Annotated in this window: 30 protein-coding genes and 1 pseudogene; 16 read left to right on the top strand and 15 right to left on the bottom strand. The window is 72.6% G+C overall.

What is annotated here, in order from left to right:
* Nucleotides 1-124 precede the first annotated feature (124 nt).
* Nucleotides 125-1417, top strand: a complete 1293-nt coding sequence (locus JHAT_RS18140; RefSeq protein ID WP_077799292.1) for a GNAT family N-acetyltransferase — start codon at nt 125-127, stop codon at nt 1415-1417.
* Nucleotides 1418-1563: 146 nt separating this feature from the next.
* On the opposite strand, the gene JHAT_RS18135 is transcribed toward JHAT_RS18140, so the two are convergent.
* Nucleotides 1564-1749, bottom strand: coding sequence for a hypothetical protein (locus JHAT_RS18135; protein WP_077799238.1), 186 nt, complete (start codon nt 1747-1749; stop codon nt 1564-1566).
* 196 nt (nt 1750-1945) lie between these two features.
* Between JHAT_RS18135 and JHAT_RS18130 the strand changes: the two genes are divergently transcribed.
* Entirely contained in the window at nt 1946-2851 is a 906-nt protein-coding gene (locus JHAT_RS18130; RefSeq protein WP_077799237.1) for a GntR family transcriptional regulator, read from the top strand.
* Nucleotides 2852-2899: 48 nt separating this feature from the next.
* Here JHAT_RS18130 and JHAT_RS18125 read toward each other — a convergent pair whose 3' ends face one another.
* Nucleotides 2900-3088 (bottom strand): hypothetical protein, encoded by a 189-nt coding sequence (locus tag JHAT_RS18125; RefSeq protein ID WP_077799236.1) that lies wholly within the window; start codon nt 3086-3088, stop codon nt 2900-2902.
* Nucleotides 3089-3257: 169 nt separating this feature from the next.
* Between JHAT_RS18125 and JHAT_RS18120 the strand changes: the two genes are divergently transcribed.
* From JHAT_RS18120 to JHAT_RS18090, 7 genes are all read left to right on the top strand, one after another.
* Complete coding sequence (locus JHAT_RS18120; RefSeq protein ID WP_077799235.1) at nt 3258-4133, top strand: winged helix-turn-helix domain-containing protein; 876 nt, start codon at nt 3258-3260, stop codon at nt 4131-4133.
* Nucleotides 4133-4882: an HAD family hydrolase gene (locus JHAT_RS18115; protein ID WP_253195534.1), complete on the top strand. Its 750-nt coding sequence runs from the start codon at nt 4133-4135 to the stop codon at nt 4880-4882. Before JHAT_RS18120 ends, JHAT_RS18115 begins: the two co-directional genes overlap by 1 nt.
* 69 nt (nt 4883-4951) lie before the next feature.
* Entirely contained in the window at nt 4952-6076 is a 1125-nt protein-coding gene (locus JHAT_RS18110) for a phosphotransferase family protein (RefSeq protein WP_077799233.1), read from the top strand.
* A gap of 387 nt (nt 6077-6463) precedes the next feature.
* A complete protein-coding gene (locus JHAT_RS18105) occupies nt 6464-7759 on the top strand; it encodes a phosphatase PAP2 family protein (protein ID WP_375603571.1) in 1296 nt (431 codons plus the stop codon).
* 85 nt (nt 7760-7844) lie between these two features.
* On the top strand, nt 7845-8339 hold the full coding sequence (locus tag JHAT_RS18100; RefSeq protein ID WP_077799232.1) for a helix-turn-helix transcriptional regulator: 495 nt from the start codon (nt 7845-7847) through the stop codon (nt 8337-8339).
* Nucleotides 8340-8419: 80 nt separating this feature from the next.
* Nucleotides 8420-9055: a hypothetical protein gene (locus JHAT_RS18095; protein WP_077799231.1), complete on the top strand. Its 636-nt coding sequence runs from the start codon at nt 8420-8422 to the stop codon at nt 9053-9055.
* Nucleotides 9056-9164: 109 nt separating this feature from the next.
* Nucleotides 9165-9500: a DUF2516 family protein gene (locus tag JHAT_RS18090; RefSeq protein WP_171990959.1), complete on the top strand. Its 336-nt coding sequence runs from the start codon at nt 9165-9167 to the stop codon at nt 9498-9500.
* A 24-nt stretch (nt 9501-9524) separates the two neighbouring features.
* Here the strand turns inward: JHAT_RS18090 and JHAT_RS18085 are convergent, their stop codons facing one another.
* The 3 genes from JHAT_RS18085 to JHAT_RS18075 form a co-directional block, all read right to left on the bottom strand.
* Nucleotides 9525-10907 (bottom strand): PP2C family protein-serine/threonine phosphatase, encoded by a 1383-nt coding sequence (locus JHAT_RS18085; protein WP_077799230.1) that lies wholly within the window; start codon nt 10905-10907, stop codon nt 9525-9527.
* 305 nt (nt 10908-11212) lie between these two features.
* On the bottom strand, nt 11213-12316 hold the full coding sequence (locus JHAT_RS18080) for a C40 family peptidase (RefSeq protein ID WP_077799229.1): 1104 nt from the start codon (nt 12314-12316) through the stop codon (nt 11213-11215).
* A gap of 275 nt (nt 12317-12591) precedes the next feature.
* A complete protein-coding gene (locus tag JHAT_RS18075; protein ID WP_077799228.1) occupies nt 12592-13407 on the bottom strand; it encodes an SAM-dependent methyltransferase in 816 nt (271 codons plus the stop codon).
* Between the two features lie 203 nt (nt 13408-13610).
* On the opposite strand from JHAT_RS18075, the gene mshA reads away from it, so the two are divergent.
* Nucleotides 13611-14948: a D-inositol-3-phosphate glycosyltransferase gene (gene mshA, locus JHAT_RS18070; protein ID WP_077799289.1), complete on the top strand. Its 1338-nt coding sequence runs from the start codon at nt 13611-13613 to the stop codon at nt 14946-14948.
* Nucleotides 14941-15447 (top strand): YbjN domain-containing protein, encoded by a 507-nt coding sequence (locus tag JHAT_RS18065; protein WP_077799227.1) that lies wholly within the window; start codon nt 14941-14943, stop codon nt 15445-15447. Before mshA ends, JHAT_RS18065 begins: the two co-directional genes overlap by 8 nt.
* 7 nt (nt 15448-15454) lie before the next feature.
* On the opposite strand, the gene JHAT_RS18060 is transcribed toward JHAT_RS18065, so the two are convergent.
* The gene (locus JHAT_RS18060) at nt 15455-16258 is read right to left on the bottom strand and encodes an AraC family transcriptional regulator (protein ID WP_077799226.1); all 804 of its coding nucleotides are present in this window, start codon (nt 16256-16258) and stop codon (nt 15455-15457) included.
* A gap of 49 nt (nt 16259-16307) precedes the next feature.
* Between JHAT_RS18060 and JHAT_RS18055 the strand changes: the two genes are divergently transcribed.
* Nucleotides 16308-16745 carry a DUF2000 domain-containing protein gene (locus tag JHAT_RS18055; RefSeq protein ID WP_077799225.1) on the top strand — a complete coding sequence of 146 codons (438 nt, stop codon included), beginning with the start codon at nt 16308-16310 and terminating at the stop codon, nt 16743-16745.
* A gap of 46 nt (nt 16746-16791) precedes the next feature.
* On the opposite strand, the gene JHAT_RS18050 is transcribed toward JHAT_RS18055, so the two are convergent.
* The gene (locus tag JHAT_RS18050; RefSeq protein ID WP_077799224.1) at nt 16792-18093 is read right to left on the bottom strand and encodes an MFS transporter; all 1302 of its coding nucleotides are present in this window, start codon (nt 18091-18093) and stop codon (nt 16792-16794) included.
* A 155-nt stretch (nt 18094-18248) separates the two neighbouring features.
* On the opposite strand from JHAT_RS18050, the gene JHAT_RS18045 reads away from it, so the two are divergent.
* On the top strand, nt 18249-19010 hold the full coding sequence (locus JHAT_RS18045) for a phosphoglyceromutase (protein ID WP_077799223.1): 762 nt from the start codon (nt 18249-18251) through the stop codon (nt 19008-19010).
* Between the two features lie 80 nt (nt 19011-19090).
* Here JHAT_RS18045 and JHAT_RS18040 read toward each other — a convergent pair whose 3' ends face one another.
* The 4 genes and pseudogenes from JHAT_RS18040 to JHAT_RS18025 form a co-directional block, all read right to left on the bottom strand.
* Nucleotides 19091-19387 (bottom strand): ribosomal protein L7/L12, encoded by a 297-nt coding sequence (locus tag JHAT_RS18040; RefSeq protein WP_077799222.1) that lies wholly within the window; start codon nt 19385-19387, stop codon nt 19091-19093.
* A 15-nt stretch (nt 19388-19402) separates the two neighbouring features.
* Nucleotides 19403-19626: pseudogene (locus JHAT_RS35315) on the bottom strand (site-specific integrase); the annotation flags it as partial.
* 32 nt (nt 19627-19658) lie between these two features.
* Nucleotides 19659-19979 carry a transcriptional regulator gene (locus JHAT_RS18030; RefSeq protein WP_077799221.1) on the bottom strand — a complete coding sequence of 107 codons (321 nt, stop codon included), beginning with the start codon at nt 19977-19979 and terminating at the stop codon, nt 19659-19661.
* On the bottom strand, nt 19976-20467 hold the full coding sequence (locus JHAT_RS18025; RefSeq protein ID WP_077799220.1) for a hypothetical protein: 492 nt from the start codon (nt 20465-20467) through the stop codon (nt 19976-19978). Before JHAT_RS18025 ends, JHAT_RS18030 begins: the two co-directional genes overlap by 4 nt.
* A 426-nt stretch (nt 20468-20893) precedes the next feature.
* On the opposite strand from JHAT_RS18025, the gene JHAT_RS18020 reads away from it, so the two are divergent.
* Nucleotides 20894-21442, top strand: a complete 549-nt coding sequence (locus JHAT_RS18020) for a hypothetical protein (RefSeq protein WP_077799219.1) — start codon at nt 20894-20896, stop codon at nt 21440-21442.
* Nucleotides 21443-21802: 360 nt separating this feature from the next.
* Here JHAT_RS18020 and JHAT_RS18015 read toward each other — a convergent pair whose 3' ends face one another.
* From JHAT_RS18015 to phoU, 3 genes are all read right to left on the bottom strand, one after another.
* Nucleotides 21803-22051, bottom strand: coding sequence for an SCO4226 family nickel-binding protein (locus JHAT_RS18015; RefSeq protein ID WP_077799218.1), 249 nt, complete (start codon nt 22049-22051; stop codon nt 21803-21805).
* A 99-nt stretch (nt 22052-22150) separates the two neighbouring features.
* On the bottom strand, nt 22151-22306 hold the full coding sequence (locus tag JHAT_RS34670) for a hypothetical protein (RefSeq protein WP_171990951.1): 156 nt from the start codon (nt 22304-22306) through the stop codon (nt 22151-22153).
* A gap of 151 nt (nt 22307-22457) precedes the next feature.
* Nucleotides 22458-23147, bottom strand: a complete 690-nt coding sequence (gene phoU / locus JHAT_RS18005; protein WP_077799216.1) for a phosphate signaling complex protein PhoU — start codon at nt 23145-23147, stop codon at nt 22458-22460.
* A gap of 201 nt (nt 23148-23348) precedes the next feature.
* On the opposite strand from phoU, the gene JHAT_RS18000 reads away from it, so the two are divergent.
* Both JHAT_RS18000 and JHAT_RS17995 read left to right on the top strand, forming a co-directional pair.
* A complete protein-coding gene (locus JHAT_RS18000) occupies nt 23349-24680 on the top strand; it encodes a cell wall metabolism sensor histidine kinase WalK (RefSeq protein WP_077799215.1) in 1332 nt (443 codons plus the stop codon).
* Nucleotides 24677-25357, top strand: coding sequence for a response regulator transcription factor (locus tag JHAT_RS17995; RefSeq protein ID WP_030829297.1), 681 nt, complete (start codon nt 24677-24679; stop codon nt 25355-25357). Before JHAT_RS18000 ends, JHAT_RS17995 begins: the two co-directional genes overlap by 4 nt.
* A 124-nt stretch (nt 25358-25481) precedes the next feature.
* On the opposite strand, the gene JHAT_RS17990 is transcribed toward JHAT_RS17995, so the two are convergent.
* Complete coding sequence (locus JHAT_RS17990) at nt 25482-26171, bottom strand: DUF461 domain-containing protein (protein ID WP_077799214.1); 690 nt, start codon at nt 26169-26171, stop codon at nt 25482-25484.
* Nucleotides 26172-26678: the final 507 nt, after the last annotated feature.

Below are 26678 nucleotides of genomic sequence, written 5' to 3'. Positions count from 1 at the left end.
CGGGGCGCGGGGGGCGCGGTGTCGCGGCGTCGCTGTGTCGCGGGGCGCTGTGTCGCGGGGCGCGGTGTCGCGGGGCCGGCAAATCCCCACGACGCCGGTGCGGTCGCCGACCTACGGTGAGCGCATGACCCGCCACACCGACATCGACGTACGTCCCATCACCGAGGCCGAGTTCCCCGACTGGACCCGCGCCCTGAAAACCGGTTTCCTGCAGTCGCCCGCCGTCGGTGCGGAGCAGCTGGAGGCCCGCCGCCGCGAGTTCGTCCCCGGCCGGCTCCTCGGCGCCTTCGACGGCGGCCGCTGCGTGGCGACCTTCCGTTCCTTCGACCAGGAGGTCACCGCCGTCGGCGGGGCGCCGGTGGCGGCCGACGCCGTCTCCAACGTCACCGTCAGCCCGACCCACCGCCGCCGCGGCCTGCTCACCCGCATGATGGCGCAGGACCTGGCGGCGGCGAAGGAACGCGGGGACGTCGTCGCGACGCTGATCGCGGCGGAGTACCGGATCTACGGCCGCTACGGCTTCGGCCCCGCCACCACCCTGGCCGAGTGGGCCGTCGACGTGCCCCGCGCCGGTCTCGACCCGCGCTGGGCGGCTCCGGACGACGGCGGCCGGATCGACCTCGTGGACGGCGAGGACGTCCGCAAGCTGGGCCCCGAGCTGCACGAGCGGCTGCGCCGGAGGCAGCCCGGCGCGGTGAGCCGGACCGACCTGTGGTGGCAGGTGCGCACGGGGGTGGTGAACATGAGGGGAACCCCGTGGACCGAGCCCTTCTACGCCGTGTACCGCTCGGCGGACGGCGAGGTCGAGGGCATGGTCTGCTACCGGGCGGACGAGAGGTGGGGGGACGCCAAGCAGCCGCTGAACACGGCCACCGTCGACTGGCTGATCGGCGTGACCCCGGCCGCCGAGCGGGCGCTGTGGCGGTACCTGTGCTCGATCGACTGGATCACCACGGTGAAGAGCGGCTGGCGGGCCCCCGACGACCTGCTCCCGCACCTGCTGCCGGACCCGCGCGCCGCCAGGATCGTCACGCAGGCGGACTGGCTGTGGGTGCGGATCCTGGACGTCGTGCGGGCGTTGGAAGCGCGCACGTACGGTGCCGAGGGGGCGCTGGTGCTGGAGGTCGTGGACGGGTGGGGGTCCCCCCGCTCGAGCGCGGCCGGGAGCGGGGGAGGGCTGACCGGCGGGCGGTGGCGGCTGGAGGCGTCGGAGGCGGGGGCGTCCTGCACGCCGACCACCGAGAGCGCCGCGCTGGTGCTCGACGTCGGCGAGCTGGCGGCGTTGTGGCTGGGTGACGAGTCGGCCGTGCGGCTGGCGGCGCTCGGGCGGATCCAGGAGGAACGAGCGGGCGCCGCCCGGCTGGCCGACGCCCTGCTGCGTACGTCCAGGCGTCCTTGGTGCCCGGACCTGTTCTGAGGACGCTCCCTTCTGCCGGTGACGGGACGAAGGCGCGCTGTCCGTAGTCAGCGCTCCTCGGCCGTGGTGGTCGTGCGGTGGTGCCGACCGGCTGTCCGGACTCCCGGCTCCCCTCCGGAGAGGAGCCCGGACAGCGGTGCGCCGGTTCAGCCGGACTGGGCGAGCAGCATCACGAGGATCACCGCACCCACACCGCCGATCGCGGTGTTCTTCGCCTTGATGCCGATGGACAGGGCGACGAACGCGATGATCCCCATCGGCCCGTACCTCCACTGCACCAGCTGCTCGAACCCGATGGCCAGAGCGGCGACGACGATGGCGATGAGCGGCATGGCGGTCCCCCTTCGGGCCGTCCCGGACGGGACGCGCCCCCTTCTGCTGTCACCGTGGTGGCCAACCCTTGTGGGGAGCCGACCACGTTGCCCGAGTTGGCAGCCAACTTCTCTTCAGTTATCTCCGCTTGGGAGCGACTCATAACCAGCTTTCCGTGAACTGCCGAAAGATGGCGGGAAGTTGTAGTGTTCGGTCGTGGAGCGGGAACACGTCTCCGTCAACGGACGGAAGAAGCCGCAGGAGCGTGCGAGAACCCATCGCGAGGTGGCCGACCAACTGCGCGCCCGGATCAGGTCCGGGGCGTTGCGATCGGGCCAGCGCATGCCCACGCAGGCCCAGTTGGCCGACGAGTTCGGCGTGGAGCGCGGCACGGTGCGCCAGGCCCTGCGCATCCTGCAGTCGGAGCGTCTGCTCACCAACGTGTCCAAGGGGAGCCCGGCGACCGTCGCGCCCGACCCCGGCACGGCCCCGACCGGGTCCGACGTGCTGCCGCAGCCGACCACGGTGGCCCTCGCCCCGCGGATCGCGGACGCCTTCGCCGTCCCGCACGTCAGGATCGACGCGCTGTGCCTGACCGCGGCCTCCCTCACCCTCGCCATCGGCGAACCGCTGCGCCAGATCCACACCGGGCGCCGGAAACCGGCCAAGATCGACGTCCGGGTCCTGCTGCCGGACCGGGACGTCGGCCCGGCCTTCCCGGTGCCGGTGGCGGGCCGCGACCACGCCGGCCCGGTGCGCGAGCGGTGGCTGGCCGTGCGCAACGCCCAGGGGCAGGTGCTCCGGCACACCCTGCTGTCGCTGCGTGCCACGCACGGCATCGACGTGAGCGTCTCCTTCCGTGCGCTGCCCCTCACCCCGCCGGTGAAGCTGTACCTGCTCAACGGCACGGAGGCGCTCTTCGCCCACTACACGCTCACCCGGCGCGAGGAGCAGGTCGGCGAGGAGCGGGTGGAGGTGTACGACGCCGAGGGCACCCGCTCGACGCTGTTCGCCTTCGCGCAGGGGGCGGGGCCGCGGGACACGGCGTTCGTGCGGCAGTCGCAGCTGTGGTTCGACGCGCTGTGGGAGACGATCAGTTCGGAGCTGGTGCTCACGGACTGACCGCCTCCCGCGTCCGGTGTCCCCCGGGCGGATCCGGGGACCGGCCCCTCACAGGGCGGGCCCCGCGACCAGCAGGGCCAGCACCACCGCACCGACGGAGCTGACGGAGGGGCTCTTGGCCTTGAGGCCGATGGTGAGCAGGAGCAGGCCGACGACTCCGGTGGCGCCGTACTTCCACTGGACGACCTGCTCGAAGGCGACCACGAGGACCGCGGAGACGAGGGCGAGGACGGGCATGGTCTTTCCCCCTTCGGAGGTTGCGGGAAGTGAGACTTCCACCAACTTGGACAAACTCGAGGAAACTCAGGGGAGTTGGCAACCAACTCTGCCTATGTTGTCCCCACTTGGCTAGTAGTTGTAAACAAGTTTCAAACAACTCCCGTTAGGTAGGTCGGAGTTGTAGCGTCTGGTCGTGACTCAGGAGAACGTGTCCGTGAACGGCAGCAGAAGGCTCTCGTCCCAGGAGATCGCCGACATCCTGCGGGAACGGATCCGCGGGGGCGCCCTCAAGGCGGGCGACCGCCTGCCCACCCAGGCCGAGCTGGCCGACGAGTTCAAAGTGGAGCGCGGCACCGTCCGCCAGGCCCTGCGGGCCCTCCAGGAGGACGGCCTGCTCACCAACGTCAGCAAGGGCAGCCCGCCCCGCATCGCCGAGCCCGCCCCGGTCCGGGGCGAACCGCAGCCGACGATGGTGGCGCTCGGCCCCCGGCTGGCGGAGGCGTTCTCGGTGCCCCACGTCCGGGTGGACGTCGTGTGCCACACCTCGGAGACGCTGATGCTGGCGCTCAGCGAGCCGCTCCGGCTGATCCACGAGGGCCGCATCCGCCCGGAGTCGATCGCGTTCCGCCTCCTGATGCCGTCGCGGGACATCTCGCTGGCCTTCCCCGTCCTGGTCGAGGACGAGGAGGACGACCCGGTCCACCAGCGCTGGCTGCAGATGCGCAACGCCCAGGCCCGCGTCCTCCAGCACAACCTGCACGCCGTGCGGTCCACCCACGGCGTCGACGTGCGCATCGCCTTCCGCGCGCTGCCCTTCACCCCGCCGGTGAAGCTGTACCTGCTCAACGCCGAGGAGGCGCTCCTCGGCTACTACATGCTCACCCGGCGCGAGGAGGAGTACGAGAGCCGCACGCTGGAGATGTATGACGCCCTCGGCTCCCAGTCGCTGCTGTTCTCCTTCCTGAAGCGCTCGGGGCAGCGGGACGAGGTGTTCGTGAGGGAATCCCAGAAGTGGTTCGACGCCCTCTGGGAAACCATCACCACGGACATGACACTCTCCTAGTGACTTCTGACACGACGCGGACCGAGCCGGTGGCGGTGGACACGGAGAACCTCGGGCGGCTGGTGCGAGGCGCCCGCTTCGTGCTCTGGGACTTCGACGGGCCGATCTGCCGCCTGTTCGCCGGGCACACGGCGGAGCGGGTGGCGGCCGGCCTCGTCGCATGGCTCGGGGGACGGGGACTGGGCGACCTGCTGACCGAGGCGGAACGGGAGTCGCCGGACCCGCACGCGGTCCTGCGCGCCGTCGACCGCCGGCATCCCGACGGCGACCTGGTGGCGGAACTGGAGGAACGCCTCACCCGGGAGGAACTGCGGGCCACCGCCTCCGCCCTGCCGACCGCGTACGCCGACCCGCTGATCCGGACCTGGACGGCCGTGGGCGTCCGGCCGGCCGTCGCCACCAACAACTCCCCGCGGGTCGCGCGCACCTACCTGGCCGGCCGCGGCCTGTTGCCCTGCTTCGGCCCGCACGTCTACGGCCGCACCCGGGAGCTGAGGCTCCTCAAGCCCGATCCGCACACCCTCGTCCGGGCCCTCGGCGCGATGGGGGCCGCTCCGTCCGCCTCCCTGTTCATCGGCGACTCCCCCGCGGACTGCGAGGCCGCCCGGCTGGCCCGGGTCCCCTTCCTCGGCTACGCCCGCGACGGACGCAAGGCGGAGTCCCTGAGGGACGCCGGCGCGGACACCGTCGTCGACTCCCTCGAACCGCTGCTGGCGCTGCTCCGTGCCGGCGGGGCGTCCGGCGGCTGACTCCGGCGTCCGGCGGACACCCTGCGGACGCGTCCGCCGGTGGCGTGGCCGGGACGCTACTCTCCGGCCATGCACCGTCCGCCCCACCGAGCGCACCAGGCGCTCGTGCGCCGTCTCGTGGAGTCCCGGAGGCTCCGTGGCGGGGGAGAGGTGCTGCGGGGGCACCACAACACCAACTACGTGCTGCGCGCCGGACCGGCGCTGGCGCTGCTGCTGGGCGCCGTGCCGTTCACCCGGCTCAAGTACCGGGTCCCGCTGACGACCGTCGAGGTCGTGCCGCGCGTCTGGCCGCGGGAGTCGGAGGTGCTCCGCGTCGTGTGCCGGCACCTGCGCGACGTGCCGCCGTGCCTCGCCGACCTCGGCGACCGTTCCGTGCACCGGTACCGGACCGGCCGGGCGCTCGACGAGGCCCGGCCCGGCGGGACCGCGGGCGCGGACGAGGCGCTCATGCGCGGGTTCGCCGCGTTCTTCGTCAGGACCGCGCGGGTCCCCGTCGCGGAACTGCCGGCCCTCCCCGGCGACTGGCCCGAGGACGGTGACAGCCAGGGCTTCCTGGACTGGCTCGTCCGCTTCACCGAGGAGCGGGTGCACCGCCCCCACCGGGACCGCTTCGGCGCGCTCCTCGACGCGGTCGGTGTCCCGCGGGACGCGACGGCACGGTTCGCGGCGCACCACCGCTGCCGGACGGCCAGGCCGTTCCGGCTGCTGCACACCGATGTCCACCGCGCCAACGCGGTGCTGCGGGGCAGGCGGATCACGGTGATCGACTGGGAGCTGGCCATACTCGGTGACCCCCTGCACGACCTCGCGACGCACCTCGTCCGCATGGGGTACGACAAGCACGACCAGGTCCGCATGACGGAGCTGTGGGCCGAGGCGATGGAAGGGGCCGGGCTCACCGAGCTGACCGCCGGGCTGGACGACGACCTCGCCATCTACCTCGCGTTCGAGCACGCGCAGTCCGTCTTCCCCGACGTCATGCGCGCGGCGATCGACCTGCCCGCCGACGCGGCCCCGGAGCACTTCGGACTCGCCGCCGACCGCGTCGGACGTGCGGTGCGGCGGGCCCGTGAGCCGCTCCGGCTGGTCGACGTGCCGGACCGGGAACAGGTCCTGGACGCGCTGCGGTCCTGGCACGCCGCGCACGGCCGGCCGGACGACGCCTCCGCGCACCCGCCCCGACGGCCCGCGTAGACCCGCGCCGCCCTCTTCCCGCCGGCACCGGTACGGGGCACCATGGGTGGGCTCATGGGAACTGGTGTGCCGACGGGGGGCGTGACGTGGTCGCTCGCGGGCGGGCGTCCTCCGGCGCTCCGGGGGGCGCGGCGAACGCCCTGGAGCCGCCGTCCGCGCCGGACGGGAGCGGTGCGCGGGCCCGCGCCGTGAGCGGGCCCGGCCTGCCGACGCCCCCTGCGCGGGATTCGCTAGCATGTCCGAACTTGCGGTGATCTCCCATCACTCGTTCGAGTTCTGTTAACCGACTATTCCTCACAAATCGGCCAAAAATTGATATCTGCAGCGTCGCGCCTGTTGTCGCGAATAAGCGTCGGAACAACGTTCGCCGCGTGGCGTCGGCCACGGGTGCTGCTGTGGACCGCGGCGGGTGTGACGGTCCTCGGGTTCCTCGTCGCGCTGGAGGTCGCCGCGCGCCACTACGGCGCGCCGGGGCCGATCGCCAACCAGGCGCGGGAGGTGGTCTTCGCCCCCGCCTCCGGCCCGCTGCTCTACGCCAGCCTGGCCCTGACGATGGTGGTGCTCACCTGGCGGGAGCGGTTCGTCGCGTTCGGTGCCGCGGTCGGCGCCGACCTCGTCCTCAACCTGGTGCGGTGGGCGGCCGGAGCCGAAACGGGCTTCGGCAACGGCGCGTTGTGGGTGATCCTGGGGTGCGCGGTCGTCGCCCTCACGCGCCGCACCGGCCGCGAGCGCGTCCTGCTGCTGAAGGGCGTCGGGCTCGGGCTGCTGCTGGTGGCCGGCCGCAAGACCGGTGACGCCTGGCTGCTCATCACGTCGAAGACCCGCCCGACGGTGCTCGACCGGTACCTGGCGAGCGCCGACCACGCGCTGGGCAACCCGTCCTGGGTGGCCGGCCGGATCATCGAGGCCACCGGCCCGGTCGGCCACCACGTCCTCGACTTCGTCTACACCATGCTCCCCGTGGCCGCGGTCGTCGTCGCCGCCTGGCAGCTGCGCAAGGTGGCGGCCGAGCGCCGCTTCCCGCGCCACCACCTGGTGCGGACCTTCCTGGTCATCGGCCTGCTCGGACCGGCCGTCTACATGATCTTCCCGGTGGTCGGGCCGGTCTTCGCCTACGGCGACGGCGCCTGGGGCACCGGCGGCGGGCAGTGGGCGGTGGCCCACCTGTGGCCGCACACGCTGCCGCCGGCCGACGCCCCGCAGCACATGCCCTACGACGAGTTCACCCCGCGCAACTGCATGCCCAGCCTGCACACGGCCTGGGCCGTCACGATCTTCATCCACTCCCGCACCGCCCCGCGCGTCCTGCGGTGGGCGGGCGCGGCCTGGCTGGTCGCCACGCTCACCGCGACACTGGGATTCGGCTACCACTACGGCGCGGACCTGGTGGCCGGCGTGGTGTTCGCGTACACGGTCGAGGCGGCGCTGCGCACCTTCGACCGCGGTGCGGACCGGACGGGCGTCCTCCTGGTCGCCTACGGCACGACGGTCTTCGCCGCGCTCCTGGTCGCCTACCGCTTCCTGCCCGTGGAGATGGCCGCGCACCCGTGGGTGGCCGGCCCGCTCCTGCTGCTGGTCATGGCCTCGGTCGTGTACGGGTACACGCGGACCGTCAGGCTGTGGGACCCCGAGGCCGCGCCGGTGGAGGCGCCACCGGCACGACCCCAGCCCGAGCTGGTGTGAGCCGCCCGCCCCGGCACCGCCGGGGCAGATGTACTTCTGCAAGCAGCTGCTTGCAATAGTTAGCACGCTGGTGCATGGTGGGGTCATGGCTTCGCTCAACGTCGGCAATCTCGGTGAGTACCTGCGCGAGCAGCGGCGCAACGCGCAGCTGTCGCTGCGGCAGCTCGCCGACGCCGCGGGGGTGTCGAACCCGTACCTGAGCCAGATCGAGCGCGGGCTGCGCAAGCCGAGCGCGGAGGTGCTCCAGCAGGTCGCCAAGGCGCTGCGGATCTCCGCCGAGACGCTGTACGTGCGCGCCGGGATCCTCGACGCGGAACGGGACGGGGAGGAGCGCCGGCGGGAGGACGCGACGCGCGCGGTCCTCCTCGCCGATCCCACGTTGAACGAGCGGCAGAAGCAGGTGCTGCTCCAGATCTACGAATCCTTCCGCAAGGAGAACGGGTTCGGGACGCACGACGCCCGGGGCGAAGCCGTCGACGACGCCGCCGAGAGCGGCCCCGGTGGCGGCGGTTCCATACCCGGCCGCCGCCTCCGTACGAGTGGCGGCGGCGACGCCGACCCGCGGCAGACGGCCGGATGAGCGGGAACGAGCAGCCGGCCGGCCGGGCGCGGGACCATCAGCCCACCCTCAGCCGAACGCATTCCGGGAGGACCAGCACCATGGCCATCACCGACGACCTGCGCAAGACCTTCAGCGACCCCACCCCGCTCTACTTCGCCGCCGGCACCGCCGACCTCGCCTTCCAGCAGGCCAAGAAGGTGCCGGTGCTGGTGGAGCAGCTGCGCACCGAGGCGCCGGCGCGCATCGAGGCCGTGCGCAACACCGACCCGAAGGCCGTCCAGGAGAAGGCGACGGCCCGCGTCAAGGAGACGCAGGGCACCCTGCAGACCAAGGTCAACGAGTTCCTCGGGTTCCTCGACGCCGACCTCAAGAAGCTCGGCGAGACCGCCCAGGACCTCGCGCTGCGCGGTGTCGGCGTCGCCGCCGAGTACGCCGTCAAGGCCCGGGAGACCTACGAGAAGGTCGCCGAGCACGGCGAGCAGGCCGTGCGCACCTGGCGCGGCCAGGCCGCCGAGGGCATCGAGGACATCGCCGAGGGCGTGGAGGAGGTGGCCGTGGCCGTGGAGCCGAAGCCCGAGCCCGTCACGGTCGCGGACGACAAGCCGGCCGCGGCGAAGAAGGCCCCGGCCGCCCGCAAGGCCCCGGCGGCGAAGAAGAGCACCGCCACCCCCGCCACCGCCACCCCCGCCACCCCCGCCACCGTCGCCAAGAAGACGACGCCGCCCGCCAAGTGAGGGAGAGCGGGAGCACACGCGGGCCGGGCACCCTCGGGGTGCCCGGCCCGTTCTCCGGGTACGGTGACCGCGTAGGGACGACCCGAGTCTGGTGGTGGACGTTGTGCTGATGCAGGGGTTCATGAACTTCATGGGGCTTCTGAGCATCGCCCTGACCGTTTTCAGCGGCTTCGCGCTGATCGATGCCGCCGTGCGCCGGGAGGACGCCTACCGCGCGGCGGACAAGAAGACCAAGCCGTTCTGGCTGATCATCCTGGCGCTCGCCTTCGTGGTGAGCCTGATCTTTCCCCTGCTGTCGTTCCTGCCGATCATCGGTCTCGTCGCGACGATCGTGTACATGGTCGACGTACGGCCCGCGCTGCGCGGTCTGCCGGGCGGCGGCCGCAACAGCCGCCGCGGCTCCAGCAGCGACGGCCCGTACGGACCGTACAACGGCGGACGCTGACCCCCCGGCCGTCCTCCGGGACGGTCAGGGGATCCGGTCCAGCAGCAGGACCGCCACGTCGTCCGCCAGCTCGCCGCCGTTGAGCTCGCGGACCTCGTTCACCGCCGTCTCCAGCAGGTCCTCGCCGCGCAGGCCGTCGGCGAAGCGGCGGCGGACCATCTCCACCATGCCGTCCTGGCCGAGCCGTTCGCGGCCCTCGCCGACGTGGCCCTCGATCAGGCCGTCGGTGTAGAGCATCAGGCTCCACTCGGCGCCCAGCTCCACCTGCATGCGCGGCCAGCGGGCGTGCGGCAGCAGCCCGAGCGCCGGGCCGTTGTTGTCGTACGGCAGCAGGCGGGCGGGCACGCCGGGGCCGGCGATCAGCGGCGCCGGGTGCCCGGCCAGGCACAGGCCGGCGCGGCGGCCGTCCGGCGCGATGTCCACGGTGCACAGGGTCGCGAAGATCTCGTCGTCCGAGCGCTCGTGCTCCAGCACCTGCTGGAGCGTGCCGAGCAGCTGGTCCCCGCACAGTCCCGCCAGCGTCAGCGCACGCCAGGCGATCCGCAGCTCCACGCCGAGCGCCGCCTCGTCCGGGCCGTGCCCGCAGACGTCGCCGATCATGGCGTGCACGGTGCCGTCCGGGGTGCGGACCACGTCGTAGAAGTCGCCGCCGAGCAGGGCGCGCGAACGGCCCGGACGGTAGCGGGCGGCGAACCGCAGCGGGGAGCCGGCCAGCAGGGGGGTCGGCAGCAGGCCGCGCTCCAGACGGCGGTTCTCCTGGGCGCGCAGCCTGCCCTCGGCCAGGCGCCGCTCCGCCGAGTCGGAGCGCTTGCGCTCGACGGCGTAGCGGATCGCGCGGCTCAGCAGCCGGCCGTCCAGCTCGTCGCGGAACAGGTAGTCCTGGGCGCCGACCGCCACCGCCTCCGCGCCGCGCTCGGCGTCGCTGGAGGAGGTGAGCGCGAGCACGGCGTGCCGGGGCGCGAGCTCCAGCACGTGCTTGAGCACCGCCAGCTCGTCGGCCTGCTCGTCCTCGTCCCTGCGGACCGGCCCCGGCGCCGACAGCGCGAGGTCCAGCAGGATGCAGTGGACGTCGTCGGTCAGCAGCCGCTCGGCCTCGGTGAGGTTGCGGGCCGTGCGGACGCGGATCGGCTTGCCGGCCTGGTCGAGCAGGTCCGGCACGATCGGCGAGCCGCCCGGATCGTCCTCGATCAGCAGCAGCGTCAGGTTCGTGGGGGTGGTGCTCTCTCGCTGGTCCGTGGTCTTCTCGCGCTTCTCCGTCGGGTCCTGCCACTGACCGGTGGGGTTCTCGGCCGGGTTCGTCCCGCGCGGGACCTGTTCCTGGGAACGGCCGCTCGGCGGGGGCGCGGCGGGCGCCTGACCACACTCCGCGGCCGGGATCGCCCTCTGCCGCGGTACGGGTACGGGCATCGTCTGGGTTCCTTCCCTCCCCCCGAGGGCACGGTGGGGCGAGGGACCTCGACCCACCGACGGGGACCATAGCGGGTGGCGGCGGCGCTGCGGAATGGTCCACGACACGTCGGGCCGCCGACGGCCGCTGTCATATGCCGCTTTCCGTACCGCAGTTGGACACGTCGGCCCCGGTGCGGGGATGACGAACGTCACGCGGGGCGGGTGTGCGGCGTGCGCCGGGTCACGTGGGCGGCGTCACGCCCCGGGCGCGGGCCGTGTGACCCGTGTGGCGTCCGTGGCCCGTGTGACCCGCGGGGCCCGTGTCACGGGGCGGGCGCGGCCGTCGTGTCCGGCCGCACCACGCCGAGGATCGGCATCGTGCCCGCCCCCGTGATCGTCACCGTGCGCCCGGGGCGCGGGGCGTGGACGACCTTGCCGTCGCCGACGTACATCCCGACGTGGCTGGCGTCGTCGAAGTAGATGATCAGGTCGCCGGGGCGCATGTCCTTGACGTCGACGTGCCTGAGCTGCTGCCACTGCTGCTGCGAGGTGCGCGGGACCGCCCGCCCGGCCGCCCCCCACGCCTGCGAGGTCAGGCCGGAGCAGTCGTACGCGTCCGGGCCCTCGGCGCCCCACTGGTACGGCTTGCCGATCTGGGCGGTGGCGTACTCCACGGCCTTCCTGCCCTGTTCGGTCGTGGAGGCGTCGAGGTCCTCGACGGTGCCGGAGCCGAGCCACGCGGCCTGGGCCTTCTCCTGGGCCTGCCGTTCCAGCCGGGCGAGGCGCTCCTTCTCCTCCTGCTCCAGCTCGGACTCGAGCTTCTCGGCCGCCGCGATCTGCTTCTCGATCTCCTTCTGGGCCTTGGCCTTGGCCCTGCGGTTGGTCTCCAGCTTCTTCCACTGGGCGGAGGCGTCCGCCTGGTAGGCCTCCAGGTCCTCCTGCGCGCGGGTCAGCTCGCCGAGCAGGCCCTTGGTGGCGCGCTGGCCCTGCACCACCCGGCCGGTGCCGTCGAGGAACTCCTCGGGGTCCTCGCTCAGCACCAGCTTGGCCTCGTCGGGCAGCCCGCCGGTGCGGTACTGGGCGCGGGCCGCGGCACCCGCGCGGTCCTTGAGGCGGTCCAGCTTCTGCCGTCCCTCGACGATCTTCTTGGCCAGGGCGACGATCTCGGCGGACTGCTGCCGCGCCTTCTCCTCGGCGGCGTTGTAGTCCTCCGTGGCGGAGGCCGCCGCGCGGTAGAGCGCGTCGAGCTTCTCGCGCACGGCCTCCAGGTCCTTGCCGGGAGGTGCGGCGGGCGGTGCCGTGGCGGAGGCCGTCGGTGACGGGGTGGGGTCCGGGGCCGCGAACGCCGTGCCCGGAGCGGCCAGCACGGTGACCGCGCAGACCACGGTCACGGCGGCGGTCGTCAAGCCACGCTTCCCCGTACGCATACCTCGCCCCCATACCTGATTTACCGTCAGTAACTTCGGTCGCTCGAGGGATCGTGCCACGTCGGCGCGGAAACCGACAGAGGGGCGCTTCCAGGGGCTGTGGCGGGCTTCCTCCCGTTCGCCGCGGCTGCGTGGCCGCCCCTTCCCCGCCGTTCCCCCCGTCTCTTCTCTTCCCCCGCCACCTCCCGGCGCGATGCTTCCCGCGGTGTGTGACGAACGTCGCACGGAGATCGTTCCCGCGGCGCGGCGCGGCGTGGCTCAGCTCGGCTCGGCGCTCAGCCGCGCGGGGCCAGCGCCTGCCAGCGCACCGTCACCTCGCCCTGCCGCCACCGCGCCGGTCCGTCCGTCACCGGCCAGTCGGCTCCCAGGTCCCGCACCGTCCGCATCCAGCGCTGGCGGGCGCCGTAGGAGGCGTAGGGGGCGGCGGCGGCCCAGGCGCGGTCGAAGTCGCGCAGGAAGGCGTGCACCGGCTCGCCGGGGACGTTGCGGTGGATGAGCGCCTTGGGCAGTCGTTCGGCCAGGTCGGAGGGGCGGTCGAGGGAGCCCAGCCGGGTCGCGAAGGTGACCGTGCGCGGCCCCTCCGGTCCGAGCGCCACCCACACGTGCCGGCGTCCGACCTCGTCACAGGTGCCCTCGACCAGGAGGCCGCCGCGGGAGTTCCCCGACGCCGGCGCGAGTCGTGCGCACAGCCGCCGCCAGACGGCGGCGACCTCGGCCTCGTCGTACTGGCGCAGCACGTTCGCCGCCCGGATCAGCAGCGGGGGCCGGGAGACCGGGACCTCGAAGCCGCCGTGCCGGAAGACGAGCCCCTCGCGCGCGTACGGCTCGGCGGCCGCCACCCGCGCCGGGTCGATCTCGACGCCCACCACGCGGGTGCGCGGCGCGACCGTGCGCAGGCGGTGCAGCAGCTCGACGGCGGTCCAGGGGGCCGCGCCGTAGCCGAGGTCGACGGCGACGGGGTCGGCGGCGCGGCGCAGTTCGGCGCCGTGCACGGCCGCGATCCAGCGGTCCATGCGGCGCAGCCGGTTCGGGTTCGTCGTCCCGCGCGTGACCGTGCCCACCGGGCGGGCGGTCGTGGCGCGGGCTGTCATGCGTACGAGGGTATGCGGCCCGGCCCGGAGGGAGGGACGGAGGACCTCGCGCGCACCGGGTCGTCGAACGGTTGAGCGATGACCGGTAATGATTCGGTAAAGGGCGGGGATCCGGAAATGGAGCACCGCCGTGCGGTGTTCCCTCCCCTTGGAGGGCGAGCGTGTCCTCCGACCGGCATGCCCGCAGCGAGGAGGAACGGCTCGTGAGCCAGTACGTCAGCAGGCTCGGGCGCCGTTCACCGGCGGCCTCCCCGCGGCTGCGGCTGCACCGCAGGCCCCGCCGCGTCGCCATGCTCTCCGTGCACACCTCACCGCTCCACCAGCCCGGCACCGGCGACGCCGGCGGCATGAACGTCTACATCGTGGAACTCGCCCAGCGCCTCGCCGCGATCAACATCGAGGTCGAGATCTTCACGCGGGCGACGACCGCCGCCCTCCCGCCCTCCGTCGAACTCGCCCCCGGCGTCCTCGTCCGGCACGTCGACGCCGGCCCGTACGAGGGGCTCGCCAAGGAGGAGCTGCCGGCCCAGCTGTGCGCCTTCACCCACGGCGTCATGCAGGCCTGGGCCGGGCACCGCCCCGGCTACTACGACCTCGTGCACTCCCACTACTGGCTCTCCGGCCACGTCGGCTGGCTCGCCGCCCAGCGCTGGGGCGCCCCCCTGGTGCACGCCATGCACACCATGGCCAAGGTCAAGAACGCCAACCTGGCCGACGGCGACACCCCCGAACCGGCCGCCCGCGTCATCGGCGAGACCCAGATCGTCGCCGCCTCCGACCGGCTGATCGCCAACACGGACGAGGAGGCCGACGAACTCGTCCGGCACTACGCCGCCGACCGCGCCAAGGTCGCCGTCGTCCACCCCGGCGTCAACCTCGACCGGTTCCGCCCCGCCGACGGCCGCGCCGCCGCCCGCGCCCGCCTCGGGCTGCCGCAGGACGCCCTGATCCCGCTCTTCGCCGGCCGCATACAGCCCCTGAAGGCCCCCGACATCCTGCTGCGCGCCGTCGCCGTCCTCCTCGACGAGCGCCCCGAGCTGCGTTCCCGCATCGTCGTCCCCGTCGTCGGCGGCCCCAGCGGCAGCGGCCTCACCAAGCCCGAGGGCCTGCAGAAACTCGCCGCCCGGCTCGGCATCGCCGACGTCGTACGGTTCCGTCCGCCGGTCGGCCAGGAACAGCTCGCCGACTGGTTCCGGGCCGCGTCCGTGCTCGTCATGCCGTCCTACAGCGAGTCCTTCGGGCTGGTCGCCATCGAGGCCCAGGCGGCCGGCACGCCCGTGCTCGCCGCGGCCGTCGGCGGACTCCCGGTCGCGGTGCGCGACGGGGAGACCGGCCGGCTGGTCCAGGGTCACGACCCCGCCGCCTACGCGCGCGTCCTGCGCGACTTCGCCGACCGGCCGGAACTCGTCTCCCGCATGGGCGACGCCGCCGCCCGGCACGCCCGGTCCTTCGGCTGGGACAGCGCCGCCGCGGCGACCGCCGACGTCTACACGGCCGCGACCCACTCCCACCGCCGTCGCGTACGCTCCCACCATGGCTGAGGCAGCACAGAAGGCAGCACGGGTCCTCGAGGACGCCCTGAAGGACGCCGAGCTGGAGTGGGAGAGCCCCGAGCCCGGCACCTACGTCGTGAAGCTCCCCGGCACCCGCAAACTGTCGACCACGGTCTCCCTCCTCGTGGGCCGGCACTCCCTGTCCCTGAACGCCTTCGTCGTCCGCCACCCCGACGAGAACGAACCAGCCGTCCACCGCTGGCTGCTGGAGCGCAACCTCAAGCTGTACGGGGTGAGTTACGCCGTCGACCGCCTCGGCGACGTCTACGTCACCGCCAAGCTCCCGCTGGCCGCCGTCACCGCCGACGAGATCGACCGCCTCCTCGGGCAGGTCCTGGAGGCCGCCGACGGCGCCTTCAACACCCTGCTGGAACTGGGCTTCGCCTCCGCCATCCGCAAGGAGTACGAGTGGCGGACCTCGCGCGGGGAGTCGACGCGGAACCTGGAGGCGTTCCAGCACCTGATCGAGCGCCGCTCCGACGACTGACGCCCGGTCAGCCCCGCCGCACGCCGGTGCGGTAGCGCCCCGGCGTCACCCCCACCAGCCTCTTGAAGTGCCGGGTCAGATGGGCCTGGTCGTAGAAACCGGTCGCGCCCGCCACGTCGGCCGGGGTGCGCCCCGCGAGCAGCAGCCGCCGGGCCAGGTCCACGCGACGCGACATCAGGTACTGGTGCGGGGCGATCCCGTACGCCGTGCCGAACGCCCGCACCAGATGGGCGGGATGGGCGGACACGAGGCCGCCCGCCTCCTCCAGGCCGACGCCCTCGACGACCCGTTCGTCCAGCAACTCGCGCAGCCGACGGGCGAGGACGGGGTCGGGGCGCGGGGAACGGGGCGCGCCCCCGGGCCGCAGGTGGGTGTGGAGCCGCTCCCCGATCAGCGTCAGCCTGCTCTCCGCCTCCAGCTCGTCACCGGGCCGGGCCAGCGCCGCGTGCACCTGCCCGACCCGCCGCCGCAGCACCGGGTCCCGCAGGTCGGGGGCGTCGACCGCGCGCCCGATCAGCTCCTCGCCGAGCAGGGAGGTGTCCAGGTACAGGACGCGTTTGCGGAAACCGTCCGGGGTGGCGGGGGAGCCGTTGTGCGGCACGTGCGGCGGCAGCAGCGACACCGTGTCGTGCGGCGTGCCGTGCTCGTGCCGGTCCAGGTCGTAGCGCACGGCCCCGTCGTCCACGATGAGCAGCGTCCAGGCGTCGTGGACGTGCATCGGGTAGCTGTACTCGGTGTAGTGCGCGTGGAAGACCTCGACGACACCCGGGACCCGGGGCCGCCAGGCGGCGACGTTCCGCTGGTCGGCCATGCAAAAAACGTACAAGACCGCACCGGGCGGCGACCGGCAGTCTCACGGTATGAGCACGCACGACACCGACAGCCCCGTCCGCTTCGACACCAAGATCGCCGTCCTGCTGCGCGAGGACCTGGAGACCTGGCAGCGCCTCAACGTCACCGCCTTCCTGGTCAGCGGCCTGGGCATCCAGGTCCCCGAGGTGATCGGCGAGCCCTACGAGGACGCCGACGCGACCGCGTACCTGCCGATGTTCCGGCAGCCGGTCCTGGTCTTCGAGGGCACGAAGGAGACGCTGGCCGACGCCCACAGGCGGGCGCTGTCCCGCGCCCTGCCCCGAGCGGTGTTCACCTCGGACCTCTTCACCACCGGCAACGACCGCGACAACCGGGCCGCGGTCCGTGCCGTGTCCACCGCGGACCTGGACCTGGTCGGACTGGCCGTGTACGGACCGAGGAACGCGGTGGACAAGGTGCTGAAGGGGGCCCGGATGCACCCGTGACGGGCGGGGGCCGAGGGCCGACGAGCCCCCGGCGCCCGGCGCGGCGTCAGGCGGCGCCGACCTCGGGCTCCGCGGGCTCTGTGATCTCCTCGGGCTTCGCGGGCTTCCCGGCGACGGTCGCCTCGGCGGTCGCCGGCTCCTCGGCCGGCAGCCGGCGCATCAGCGCCCCGTACCCGACGGCGGCCACCGTGCCGACGACCGCGCACATGCCCCACAGCCACCCGGCGCCCCAGTGGTCGATGACGAAGCCCGACATCAGCGGGGCGACGAGCGAGGCGACGGCCCAGGACATCGTGTACATCCCCTGGTAGCGCCCGCGCCCGTGCACGGGGGAGAGGCGCACGACCAGCCCCGTCTGCGTCGGCGCGTTGACGATCTCGGCCAGCGTCCACACGCACACGGTCAGGGCGAACACGCCCACCGACCCGGCGAAGGCGGTGAGCCCGAAGCCGTACCCGGCGAGCAGCGACGAGACGACGAGCAGCCGCCGGGGGTCCCGGTGCTCGATGAACCGGGTGACCGGGAGCTGGAGGACGACGATCAGCACGCCGTTGACGGCGATGGCCGCGCCGAAGTCCGCCGGCGTGAACCCGGCCTCGCCCATGGCGACCGGCAGACCCAGGTAGCCCTGCTGGAAGACCAGGGCGACGAGGAAGGACAGTCCGACGACGCTCATGTAGCGCCCGTCGCGCAGGACGGTCATCAGGGAGACGGGCGGCTCGTCCGCCGCGGCGGCGCCCCGCGCGGGCTTCTCGGGCCGCGACTCGGGCAGCTTCACGAAGACGAGGACCGCGCAGACCAGGGTCATGCCCGCCTCGATCAGGAAACCGGCGAGGTAGCTGACCTCGGCGACGAACCCGGCGCCCATCGAGGAGATCGCGAAGCCGAGGTTGATGGCCCAGTAGTTCAGCGAGAAGGCCCGGATGCGGTCCTCGGGCCGCACGATGTCCGCCATCATCGCCTGCACGGCCGGCCGCGAGGCGTTGCTCGCCATGCCGACCAGGAAGGCGACGGCCGCGATGGCGACCGGGTCGCGCACGAAGCCGAGCAGCGCGACGGACAGCGCGGTGGAGGTCTGCGCCACGAGCAGCGTGGGCCGCCGCCCGAGCCGGTCCGTCATCACCCCGGCGCCCAGCGAGGACACGACCCCGCCGAGCCCGTGCAGGGCGGCGACCAGACCGGCGTACGAGGCGGAGTAGCCGCGGTCGAGGGTCAGGTACAGCGCCATGAAGGTGGCGACGAAGGCGCCGAGCCGGTTGACCAGGGTGCTGGTCCACAGCCACCAGAACTCACGCGGCAGCCCGGAGACGGACTGGCGCACGGCATGTCTCAGCCCGGCGACGGACATTGGGAACCCCCGAATGGCATGTAAGCGGCTCACTTAGCGATCACAACTTACGAGCGGTCGATCACCGCAGGCCACTCGATTAACACTTCCCGTCAACCGTCCGCCCATCGGGCGCGGCGCGCGGTCGGTCACGGGGGTCGATTACGCTCGGAACCATGGCCGACGCACCGTACAAGCTGATCCTCCTCCGCCACGGCGAGAGCGAGTGGAACGAGAAGAACCTGTTCACCGGCTGGGTGGACGTCAACCTCACCCCGAAGGGCGAGAAGGAGGCGACGCGCGGCGGCGAGCTGCTCAAGGACGCCGGCCTGCTGCCCGACGTGGTCCACACGTCCGTCCAGAAGCGCGCGATCCGCACGGCCCAGCTCGCGCTGGAGGCCGCCGACCGCCACTGGATCCCCGTCCACCGCCACTGGCGCCTGAACGAGCGCCACTACGGCGCCCTCCAGGGCAAGGACAAGGCCCAGACCCTCGCCGAGTTCGGCGAGGAGCAGTTCATGCTGTGGCGCCGCTCCTACGACACCCCGCCGCCGCCGCTGGACCGCGACGCCGAGTACTCCCAGTTCTCCGACCCGCGCTACGCGATGCTCCCGCCGGAGCTGCGCCCGCAGACGGAGTGCCTGAAGGACGTCGTCGCCCGCATGCTGCCGTACTGGTTCGACAGCATCGTCCCCGACCTCCTGACCGGCCGCACGGTCCTGGTCGCGGCCCACGGCAACTCGCTGCGCGCCCTGGTCAAGCACCTGGACGGCATCTCCGACGCCGACATCGCGGGCCTGAACATCCCGACGGGCATCCCGCTCTCCTACGAGCTGGACGCCGACTTCAAGCCGGTCAACCCGGGCGGCACGTACCTGGACCCGGACGCGGCCGCGGCCGCGATCGAGGCCGTGAAGAACCAGGGCAAGAAGAAGTAGGCGCCCACGCGTGAGCCCCCTGCCCGCGGGTCCTCCGCCGGCAGGGGGCTTTTCGCTGCCGCCGGGCCGTCTCCGGGCCGTCAGGACGAGGGGGCCGTGCGCTCTCCGGGCTCCGGCTCCTGTCTCCACTCCGCTCTGGCCCCGGCGCTGTGGAGCACGGCGACAGCGGACTGGGCCCTGGACGCGGACAGTCCCCCGAGGAGGGCGACGGGCGCTCGGCGCGCCAGGACCCGGCTGTGCCACAAGCTCTGCCCGGTCACCTTGCGCACTGCCAGGATCACGTCCCTCTCACGAGGCCCAGGGTCGACGAGCACCACCTCGTGGGACGGGTCGTCGCAGAGCAGCGTGTAGTACTCGGTGGACTCTTCGTCGGACATCTCGCCCCCCCTGCCTCAGCGAACGGGAGCGTATGCGCCCTCGAAGGCGACAGCCACGGCTTTTCGGGTGCGTCGGCGGTTGCTCGGCACGAGGTGGGCGTACACCGCGGAGTCAGGCCGGGGCCGGAACGGCCCGGGTACTGGGCGAGGGCCTTGATGTTTTCTCTTCCCCCCGCGTCCAGGAGCACCGAGGCGGAGAAGTGGCGGAGGGCGTGCATGCCGTTCGCGCGGGACCCGGCGGGGCGAGTACGACTTCGACGCGTGAGGCCGGTCAGGAAGCCGGGTCCGACGGGTCCACGATCGCCCGTAGTGCTGCCAGGTGGCCCTGGTACGCGGCCCGGCCCCGGGGGGTCAGCCGGAGCCAGACCCGTTGCCGGGTGTCGCGGACGGCCTTGCGCTGCTCGGCGTAGCCGGCGTCCATCAGGACGGTGACGTGCTTGCTCAACGCGGAGGCGGAGAGGGCGAGTTTCTGCTGGACCAGGCTGAACTCCGCCTCGGCCGCCGCGTCGAGGAGGGCGCAGATGCGCAGTCGTTGCGGGGCGTGGATGGTGGTGTCGAAGCCCGCCAGCGGGTCGCGGGGCTCGGCGCTCACGTGGACCTCCGGTGCAGGCGCACGAAGGCGAGGTGGAAGCCGACGGAGGCCGCCGCGCCGAGCAGCGAGGCCGCGATCAGCCACGCCGGCCGGCCCGTGGCGCGGAAGGCGAACGGCGCCCCCACCATCAGCAGGGGCAGGCCGATCACGAGCGGTACGGTCGCCCGCTTCGGCAGTACGTCGACCCGCAGCGCCACGCCGGTCTTCTCGCGCCAGGTCTTCGCCGCGACGGCGAGCAGCGCCCCGTGGAGCGCGGTGATCGTCAGCATGATGCCCGTCCAGGCGGGCCGCGGCAGCAGCCAGTCCCGGTCGGCCACGATGCCTCCGAGGACGAGCGGAAGCGCGGCGACATAGAGCGTCAACGTGATGAAGAACCAGGTCGGCCATGGCGTGGCGGACAGTGCCGTCGTCGAGACCCGGACGTGCTCGGTGTCGGCCAGCGCGGCACGGGCCTGCTCCGGCGTCAGTGATACCCCGTTGGTTTCCATGCAGGAAACTGTAGCAGTCTGTTTCCTGCATGGAAACACTTCAGTTTCCGGTGGGGCAAGTAAGGGGAGGCTGCTGCAGGAGGCAAGGGGGACTGCACGGGCCCACGTACGCGATCGACGCCCTCGTCCACGTACACGTACACGTCGTCCGTCATGGCTCCGGAAGGCGGCGGCGAGGTCCTCCGTACCCGCACGGACGGCCGGGTGCGGTCGCCGACGGGTCCGTGCCGCAGGCCGGTTCCACCGCGAGGTGGTCGTGCCGCTCCGACCAGAGGACGAGGGGCTTCGGCCTCGTGGCGGGCTCTTCCGCAGGCGCATGCGCCGACAGGGGCACGCACGGCCGTCCTGCGGTCCGATGTGGCCGGGGGAGGGTGCGTGACAGCCTCCGAGAGGTCGCAACCAGCCCTCGGAAACGGAGTCGTTCTCATGGCCACCAGTGCGCTGCCGCCCACCCCTGCACCTCCCTTGACCACCGCATCCGTCCCCCTGTGGGCACGGCGCGCGGCGGAGGCGGTCCTGTGGACTTCCATGCCCTCGGCGCTGTGGCGGTTCGCCGTCGTGATCGGGGTTCCGCTGGGGCTCGCCGACTCCGAGTACGACGCGATGCTCATCCCCGGCTGGGGGTATCTCGTCGTGCCGTTGTTGTCCGTGCTGCAGGAGGCGTTGGCGTTACTGACGCTGGGTCTTGTGCAGCCGTGGGGTGAGGTGTGGCCGCGGTGGGTTCCGTGGCTCCGCGGACGGCGCGTCCCCGTGCTCGCGGCCACGATCCCCGCGGCGTCGGGTGCCCTCGCCTGCACGGTCTACGGGGTGCTCTTCGTGTGGACGACGCTGCACGCCGACATGGCGATCACGCAGTGGGGGGAGTGGGTGATGACCGTCTGCTACGTGCCGATCGTGGCGTGGGGACCGCTGTTGGCCGTGGTCACCGTGCACTACTACCGGCGTCGCACCCGCTCTCGAAGGGACGGGCGGTGAACCGAGGCCCGTTCCCGGGGCGCGTGGTCCGCTCCGGTCCGATCCGCATCGCCGGGGGAGTCCGGCGGTGTGCCCCGGCAGCGCTCGCCCTCCGGGCACCCGCCCGCCCTGCGCTCACCGGTCCCCGGCCCAGCCGACGATCGCGTGGACCTGCAGGGCGAGACGTGGATCTCCGATGCCCCAGAACTCCGCCGCCGGGCGGTGGTCGAGGGGACGGACATCCGCGCCTCGAAATGACAGGGGTGCGGTTTTATGAGCCGTACCCCTACGACTTGCACCGATGAGATCCCGGACGGATTCAGCCCTCCGTATGCGCGACGGCCTGCAGAAGGACCATGGTCCTCCGGGAGCCGGGCGTCGTCAGACGAACATCGAGACCTCGTGGATCTCGTCCGCCTTGTGGCCCGAGCGTTCGTGGACGCGTTGGACCGCCTCGGCCGACGGGCCCTCGGAGAGGCAGTAGATGGTGCCGGACTCCGGGTCCGCCCACGCGTGCTCGAAGTGCACGCCCTCTTCCTTCTCCCGCTCCAGGTCGGCCTGGTGCGCCTGGTGGAACTGGTCCGGCGTGATGCCGCGCATCCCTCGGTGCACGTCCATGAAGTGAGCCATGGCCTCGCACCCCCTTCAGGGTCTCTCCCCTCCAGGATGCGCCCGTACGGTGGCCGGGGCGAGCCCGGTCACCGCACGCGTCACCGCGTCATCGTCCCGTCAGCCGCACTGGCACGGGTTGCCCGACTGGCAGCCGCAGCCGCAGCCCGAACCGCAGCCGCAGGCGGCGATCAGGGGCAGGCTGCGGAGGTCGGCGGGCTGCTCGGTCTGCCGTTCCTGTGCGGGGTCGGGAGTCGTGCTGGGGGATTCGGCCATGGGTCCCTCCTCGAGGCTGGTGCCTGAGCCCATTGGAAGCCCGGAACCCCGGTCGCATCAACGGCGCACTGGCGCGGTCCCGCGCGCCCCCCCCGCCCGGGCCCCCGCCGCGCCCCCGTCAGGCCCCCGTCAGGCCCCCGTCAGGCCCCCGTCAGGCCCCCTCCACCCCCGTCACCGGCTGGACGTCCGTCTGGAGCTCGTCCGCGTGCTCGCCCGTGACCAGGTAGACCACCCGCTTGGCGACCGCGACCGCGTGGTCGGCGTAGCGCTCGTAGTAGCGGCCGAGCAGGGTCACGTCCACGGCCGTCTCGATGCCGTGCTTCCAGCGGTCGTCCATCAGGTGCTGGAAGAGGGTGCGGTGCAGGAGGTCCATCGCGTCGTCGTCCTGCTCCAGCTGGAGCGCCAGGTCCACGTCCTTGGTGATGATCACCTCGGCCGCCTTCGCCATCAGGCGCTGCGCGAGCTGGCCCATCTCCAGGATCGTGGCGTGCAGGTCGTGCGGGACCGCACGCGCCGGGTAGCGCAGCCGGGCCAGCTTGGCCACGTGCTGGGCCAGGTCGCCCGAGCGCTCCAGGTCGGCCGACATCCGCAGCGAGGTGACGACGATGCGCAGGTCCGTCGCCACCGGCTGCTGCCGGGCCAGCAGAGCTATCGCCTTCGCCTCCAGGTCGTGCTGGAGCTCGTCGACTTTCTGGTCGCCCTCGATCACGTGCTCGGCCAGCTTCAGGTCGGAGTCGAGGATGGCGGTCGTGGCGCGCCCGATCGCCGACCCGACCAGCCGGGCCATCTCCACCAGACTGTCGCCGATCGAGTCCAGTTCCTCGTGGTACGCGTCCCGCATCAGGTTCCCTCTCGTACGTCCTAGGAGGGGGCTCGAACCCCTCGCCGCACCCCCACGCCTACACGTTCCGGCCTGTACGCGTCCGTTTCCGGCACCCCGAGTGAACCGTCCCTGGCTCCAAGGTGAACTCTGGGCGACGAGTGTTCGAGGTCGCACCTCGATGGCTGATGCGGGGCGGTTCACCATGCCTAACCTGGGTGCATGGACGTGAACGCGGCGGTCGCCGCATCGGCAGCGATCGCCGGAGTGCTCACCGGTGTCATCGCCATGCTGGCGTTCCGCTGGAGCGAGCGCGACCAGAAGCGGCCCACCCGCACCTCCCTGCACACCGACCCGGTGCTCCCGCCCGGCGTGGACACCGTCCTGTCGGTGCTGCGCTCCTCCGCCGTCGTCCTCGACGAGGCCGACGGCGTCGTCAAGGCCAGTTCGGCGGCGTACGCCCTCGGCCTGGTCCGGGGCGGCAAGCTCGCCGTCGACCCGATGCTGCAGATGGCCCGGGACACGCGGCGGGACGGGGAGATACGGCAGGTCGAGCTCGACCTGCCGAGGCGGGGCACCGGGCGCGGCGAGGCGCTCGCCGTCTCCGCGCGCGTCGCGCCCCTCGGGTCGCGGCTGGTGCTGCTGCTGGTCGAGGACCTGACCGAGGCCCGCCGCATCGAGGCCGTACGGCGCGACTTCGTCGCCAACGTGAGTCACGAGCTGAAGACCCCGGTCGGCGCCCTCTCCCTGCTCTCCGAGGCCGTCATGGACGCCTCCGACGACCCCGAGGCCGTGGAGCGCTTCGCCGGACGCATGCAGATCGAGGCGACCCGGCTCACCAACCTCGTGCAGGAGCTCATCGACCTGTCCCGGGTCCAGAACGACGATCCGCTGGACGACGCCGAGCCCGTCCGGGTGGACGAACTGGTCGCCGAGGCCATCGACCGCTGCCGGCAGGCGGCCGGGACGAAACAGATCACGATGGCCGCCGGCGGGACCGAGGGCCTCCGCGTCCGCGGCAACCGCGGCCAGCTCGCCGCCGCCCTCGGCAACCTCGTCGAGAACGCCGTCAACTACTCGCCCGCCCGCACCCGCGTCGGCATAGCCGCCCGGCGCGTCAGCGCTCCCGGCGGCGACCTGATCGAGATCGCCGTGACCGACCAGGGCATCGGCATCTCCGAGAAGGACAAGGAGCGCGTCTTCGAGCGCTTCTACCGCGTCGACCCGGCCCGCTCCCGGGCCACCGGGGGAACCGGGCTGGGTCTCGCGATCGTCAAACACGTGGTCGCCTCGCACGGCGGGGAGGTCACGGTGTGGAGCGCCGAAGGCCAGGGCTCCACGTTCACCCTGCGACTGCCGGAGTCGGGCACCGCCCGTGACCGCGCAGCACGACGGACCGCCCACGACGCCGACCACGCCGACCACGCCGACCAGGTGGAGCAGCTGGACCTGGGACACGTGGAGCACGGCGAGATCGCCGGCGACGGACGGTCCCCCGCCACCCCCCCTACATCCCCGTACGAAACGTTTCCCGCCCCGGAGGTCCTTCCGTGACCCGTGTGCTCGTCGTCGAGGACGAGGAGTCCTTCTCCGACGCCCTGTCCTACATGCTCCGCAAGGAGGGCTTCGAGGTCGCCGTCGCGACCACCGGGCCCGACGGACTCGACGAGTTCGAGCGCAACGGCGCCGACCTCGTCCTCCTCGACCTGATGCTGCCCGGACTGCCGGGCACCGAGGTGTGCCGTCAGCTGCGCGGCCGCTCGAACGTCCCCGTGATCATGGTGACCGCCAAGGACAGCGAGATCGACAAGGTCGTCGGGCTGGAGATAGGCGCCGACGACTACGTCACCAAGCCCTTCTCCTCCCGCGAGCTGGTCGCCCGCATCCGCGCCGTGCTGCGGCGGCGCGGCGAGCCGGAGGAGGTCGCCCCGGCCGCCCTGGAGGCCGGGCCCGTCCGCATGGACGTGGACCGGCACGTGGTGACCGTCGGCGGCACCAAGGTCGACCTGCCGCTGAAGGAGTTCGACCTGCTGGAGATGCTGCTGCGCAACGCCGGCCGCGTCCTGACCCGCATGCAGCTGATCGACCGGGTGTGGGGCGCCGACTACGTCGGTGACACCAAGACCCTCGACGTCCACGTCAAGCGGCTGCGCGCCAAGATCGAGCCCGACCCGGGCGCGCCGCGGTACCTGGTGACGGTGCGCGGGCTCGGTTACAAGTTCGAGCCCTGACCGGACCGGCCCCGGCCACCGGAGCAGGAGGTACGGCGAAGGGCGGGACCCCGCTGAGGGGTCCCGCCCTTCGCCGTACCGCGTGCTGTTCCGGCGGTACTAGGCCTTACGAGGCGTACGGGCCTCAGTGGCCGTCCGTCTCCTCGTGCTCCTCGGAGCCGGCCGCCGCACCGGAGACGTCCGCCGAGGCGCTCCCGGAGGCGTCGGCGGACGCACCCTCGGCCGGGGCGCCCGGCGTCTCGCCGTCGGCCTGCTCCCCGGAGGCCTCCCCGCCCGGCGTCGCCGACGCGCTGGGCGTCGCCGGGACGTCGGTCGGGCCCCACGAGGAGAAGTAGCTCTCGGCCGGGACGACGAAGGCGCGCAGGCTCACGTCACCGGTCTTGCTGAGGGAGAAGGTGACCTTCTGCGCGTCGCCGTCCTGGATGGCCTCGCGGCTGCTGGGCAGCACCGCGGAGGCGTTGTCCTTGCCGCCCAGGACCAGGGAACCGCCGGCCGGGACGGTCAGGTCCTTGCCGCCCTTGGCGGGCTTCAGTTCGGCGGACTTGCCGGCCACGGTGATGGAGTCCAGCGTCTGGTCGGTGGAACCGCCGTTGAACAGGGTGGCGGAGATCACGGCCGGGCCGGTCGACTCCAGGTCGGGCTGGGTGATGACGGTCGCGTTCTGGATCTTGATGTCACCGACCGAGATCGCTGCGTTGTCCGGCTTGATCTCCAGCGTCTGGGCGTTGTGACCGGCACCGCACGCGGCGAGCGAGGCGATCGAGAACGCGATGGCGGCGGCGGCGAGGGCGCCGCGTCGAAGGCTGCTGCTCACGGCGGCGGCAACTCCTTGGACTCGAGCGAGGCGGCGGCAACGGATAAAGCCGCCCTAAGTGACTGTCAGCGGCCTTAGGTTACCGAGCCGTTCCCGGGGCGTCTCACCCGACCCTCCCCCGGAGGGATCAGGCTTCGCCCGCCAGGCGGTGGAACCGGGGCCCCGGACCGCGTCGGGAGGGGCGCCGAGCCCACCGGCATCAGCAGTCACATTGGTGCACAGAGTCAACGCGCACCCATCCGCCATTCGGATAAGAAGCGCCGTCATACCGGTGTCCTGCGGCACGCGAATTCTGTGTGAAGGAATGTGCGGACGGCCTCGGAAATTGATCACCGGCGGGGCGGGCCGGGAGCGCCGGTGATCAATTCCGGATTCGTCCGGAAGCACGCGCCGGGCACCGAACGGAGTAGCGGAAGGCGCACACACGGAACCGGACATATGGGTCTCTTCGGGTGCTCGAGGGGCTCTCCCGGTGTGTGTGACGTGCATGTTTCGCCCGGCCCGAAG

The organism is Streptomyces sp. JHA26 (genome assembly GCF_002005565.1).
Taxonomy (GTDB): Bacteria; Actinomycetota; Actinomycetes; order Streptomycetales; family Streptomycetaceae; genus Streptomyces.
Note: the sequence above shows the minus strand (reverse complement) of the source record. Positions and strands in the feature narration are given on the sequence as shown.

Bases quoted from the DNA above. Each gene is read 5' to 3' on its own strand.
- JHAT_RS18140 (WP_077799292.1), top strand. From the start codon at position 125: ATGACCCGCCACACCGACATCGACGTACGTCCCATCACCGAGGCCGAG.
- JHAT_RS18135 (WP_077799238.1), bottom strand. From the start codon at position 1,749: ATGCCGCTCATCGCCATCGTCGTCGCCGCTCTGGCCATCGGGTTCGAG.
- JHAT_RS18125 (WP_077799236.1), bottom strand. From the start codon at position 3,088: ATGCCCGTCCTCGCCCTCGTCTCCGCGGTCCTCGTGGTCGCCTTCGAG.
- JHAT_RS18110 (WP_077799233.1), top strand. From the start codon at position 4,952: ATGCACCGTCCGCCCCACCGAGCGCACCAGGCGCTCGTGCGCCGTCTC.
- JHAT_RS18100 (WP_077799232.1), top strand. From the start codon at position 7,845: ATGGCTTCGCTCAACGTCGGCAATCTCGGTGAGTACCTGCGCGAGCAG.
- JHAT_RS18095 (WP_077799231.1), top strand. From the start codon at position 8,420: ATGGCCATCACCGACGACCTGCGCAAGACCTTCAGCGACCCCACCCCG.
- JHAT_RS18090 (WP_171990959.1), top strand. From the start codon at position 9,165: ATGCAGGGGTTCATGAACTTCATGGGGCTTCTGAGCATCGCCCTGACC.
- JHAT_RS18085 (WP_077799230.1), bottom strand. From the start codon at position 10,907: ATGCCCGTACCCGTACCGCGGCAGAGGGCGATCCCGGCCGCGGAGTGT.
- JHAT_RS18080 (WP_077799229.1), bottom strand. From the start codon at position 12,316: ATGCGTACGGGGAAGCGTGGCTTGACGACCGCCGCCGTGACCGTGGTC.
- JHAT_RS18075 (WP_077799228.1), bottom strand. From the start codon at position 13,407: ATGACAGCCCGCGCCACGACCGCCCGCCCGGTGGGCACGGTCACGCGC.
- JHAT_RS18065 (WP_077799227.1), top strand. From the start codon at position 14,941: ATGGCTGAGGCAGCACAGAAGGCAGCACGGGTCCTCGAGGACGCCCTG.
- JHAT_RS18060 (WP_077799226.1), bottom strand. From the start codon at position 16,258: ATGGCCGACCAGCGGAACGTCGCCGCCTGGCGGCCCCGGGTCCCGGGT.
- JHAT_RS18055 (WP_077799225.1), top strand. From the start codon at position 16,308: ATGAGCACGCACGACACCGACAGCCCCGTCCGCTTCGACACCAAGATC.
- JHAT_RS18050 (WP_077799224.1), bottom strand. From the start codon at position 18,093: ATGTCCGTCGCCGGGCTGAGACATGCCGTGCGCCAGTCCGTCTCCGGG.
- JHAT_RS18045 (WP_077799223.1), top strand. From the start codon at position 18,249: ATGGCCGACGCACCGTACAAGCTGATCCTCCTCCGCCACGGCGAGAGC.
- JHAT_RS18040 (WP_077799222.1), bottom strand. From the start codon at position 19,387: ATGTCCGACGAAGAGTCCACCGAGTACTACACGCTGCTCTGCGACGAC.
- JHAT_RS18025 (WP_077799220.1), bottom strand. From the start codon at position 20,467: ATGGAAACCAACGGGGTATCACTGACGCCGGAGCAGGCCCGTGCCGCG.
- JHAT_RS18020 (WP_077799219.1), top strand. From the start codon at position 20,894: ATGGCCACCAGTGCGCTGCCGCCCACCCCTGCACCTCCCTTGACCACC.
- JHAT_RS18015 (WP_077799218.1), bottom strand. From the start codon at position 22,051: ATGGCTCACTTCATGGACGTGCACCGAGGGATGCGCGGCATCACGCCG.
- JHAT_RS34670 (WP_171990951.1), bottom strand. From the start codon at position 22,306: ATGGCCGAATCCCCCAGCACGACTCCCGACCCCGCACAGGAACGGCAG.
- phoU (WP_077799216.1), bottom strand. From the start codon at position 23,147: ATGCGGGACGCGTACCACGAGGAACTGGACTCGATCGGCGACAGTCTG.
- JHAT_RS18000 (WP_077799215.1), top strand. From the start codon at position 23,349: ATGGACGTGAACGCGGCGGTCGCCGCATCGGCAGCGATCGCCGGAGTG.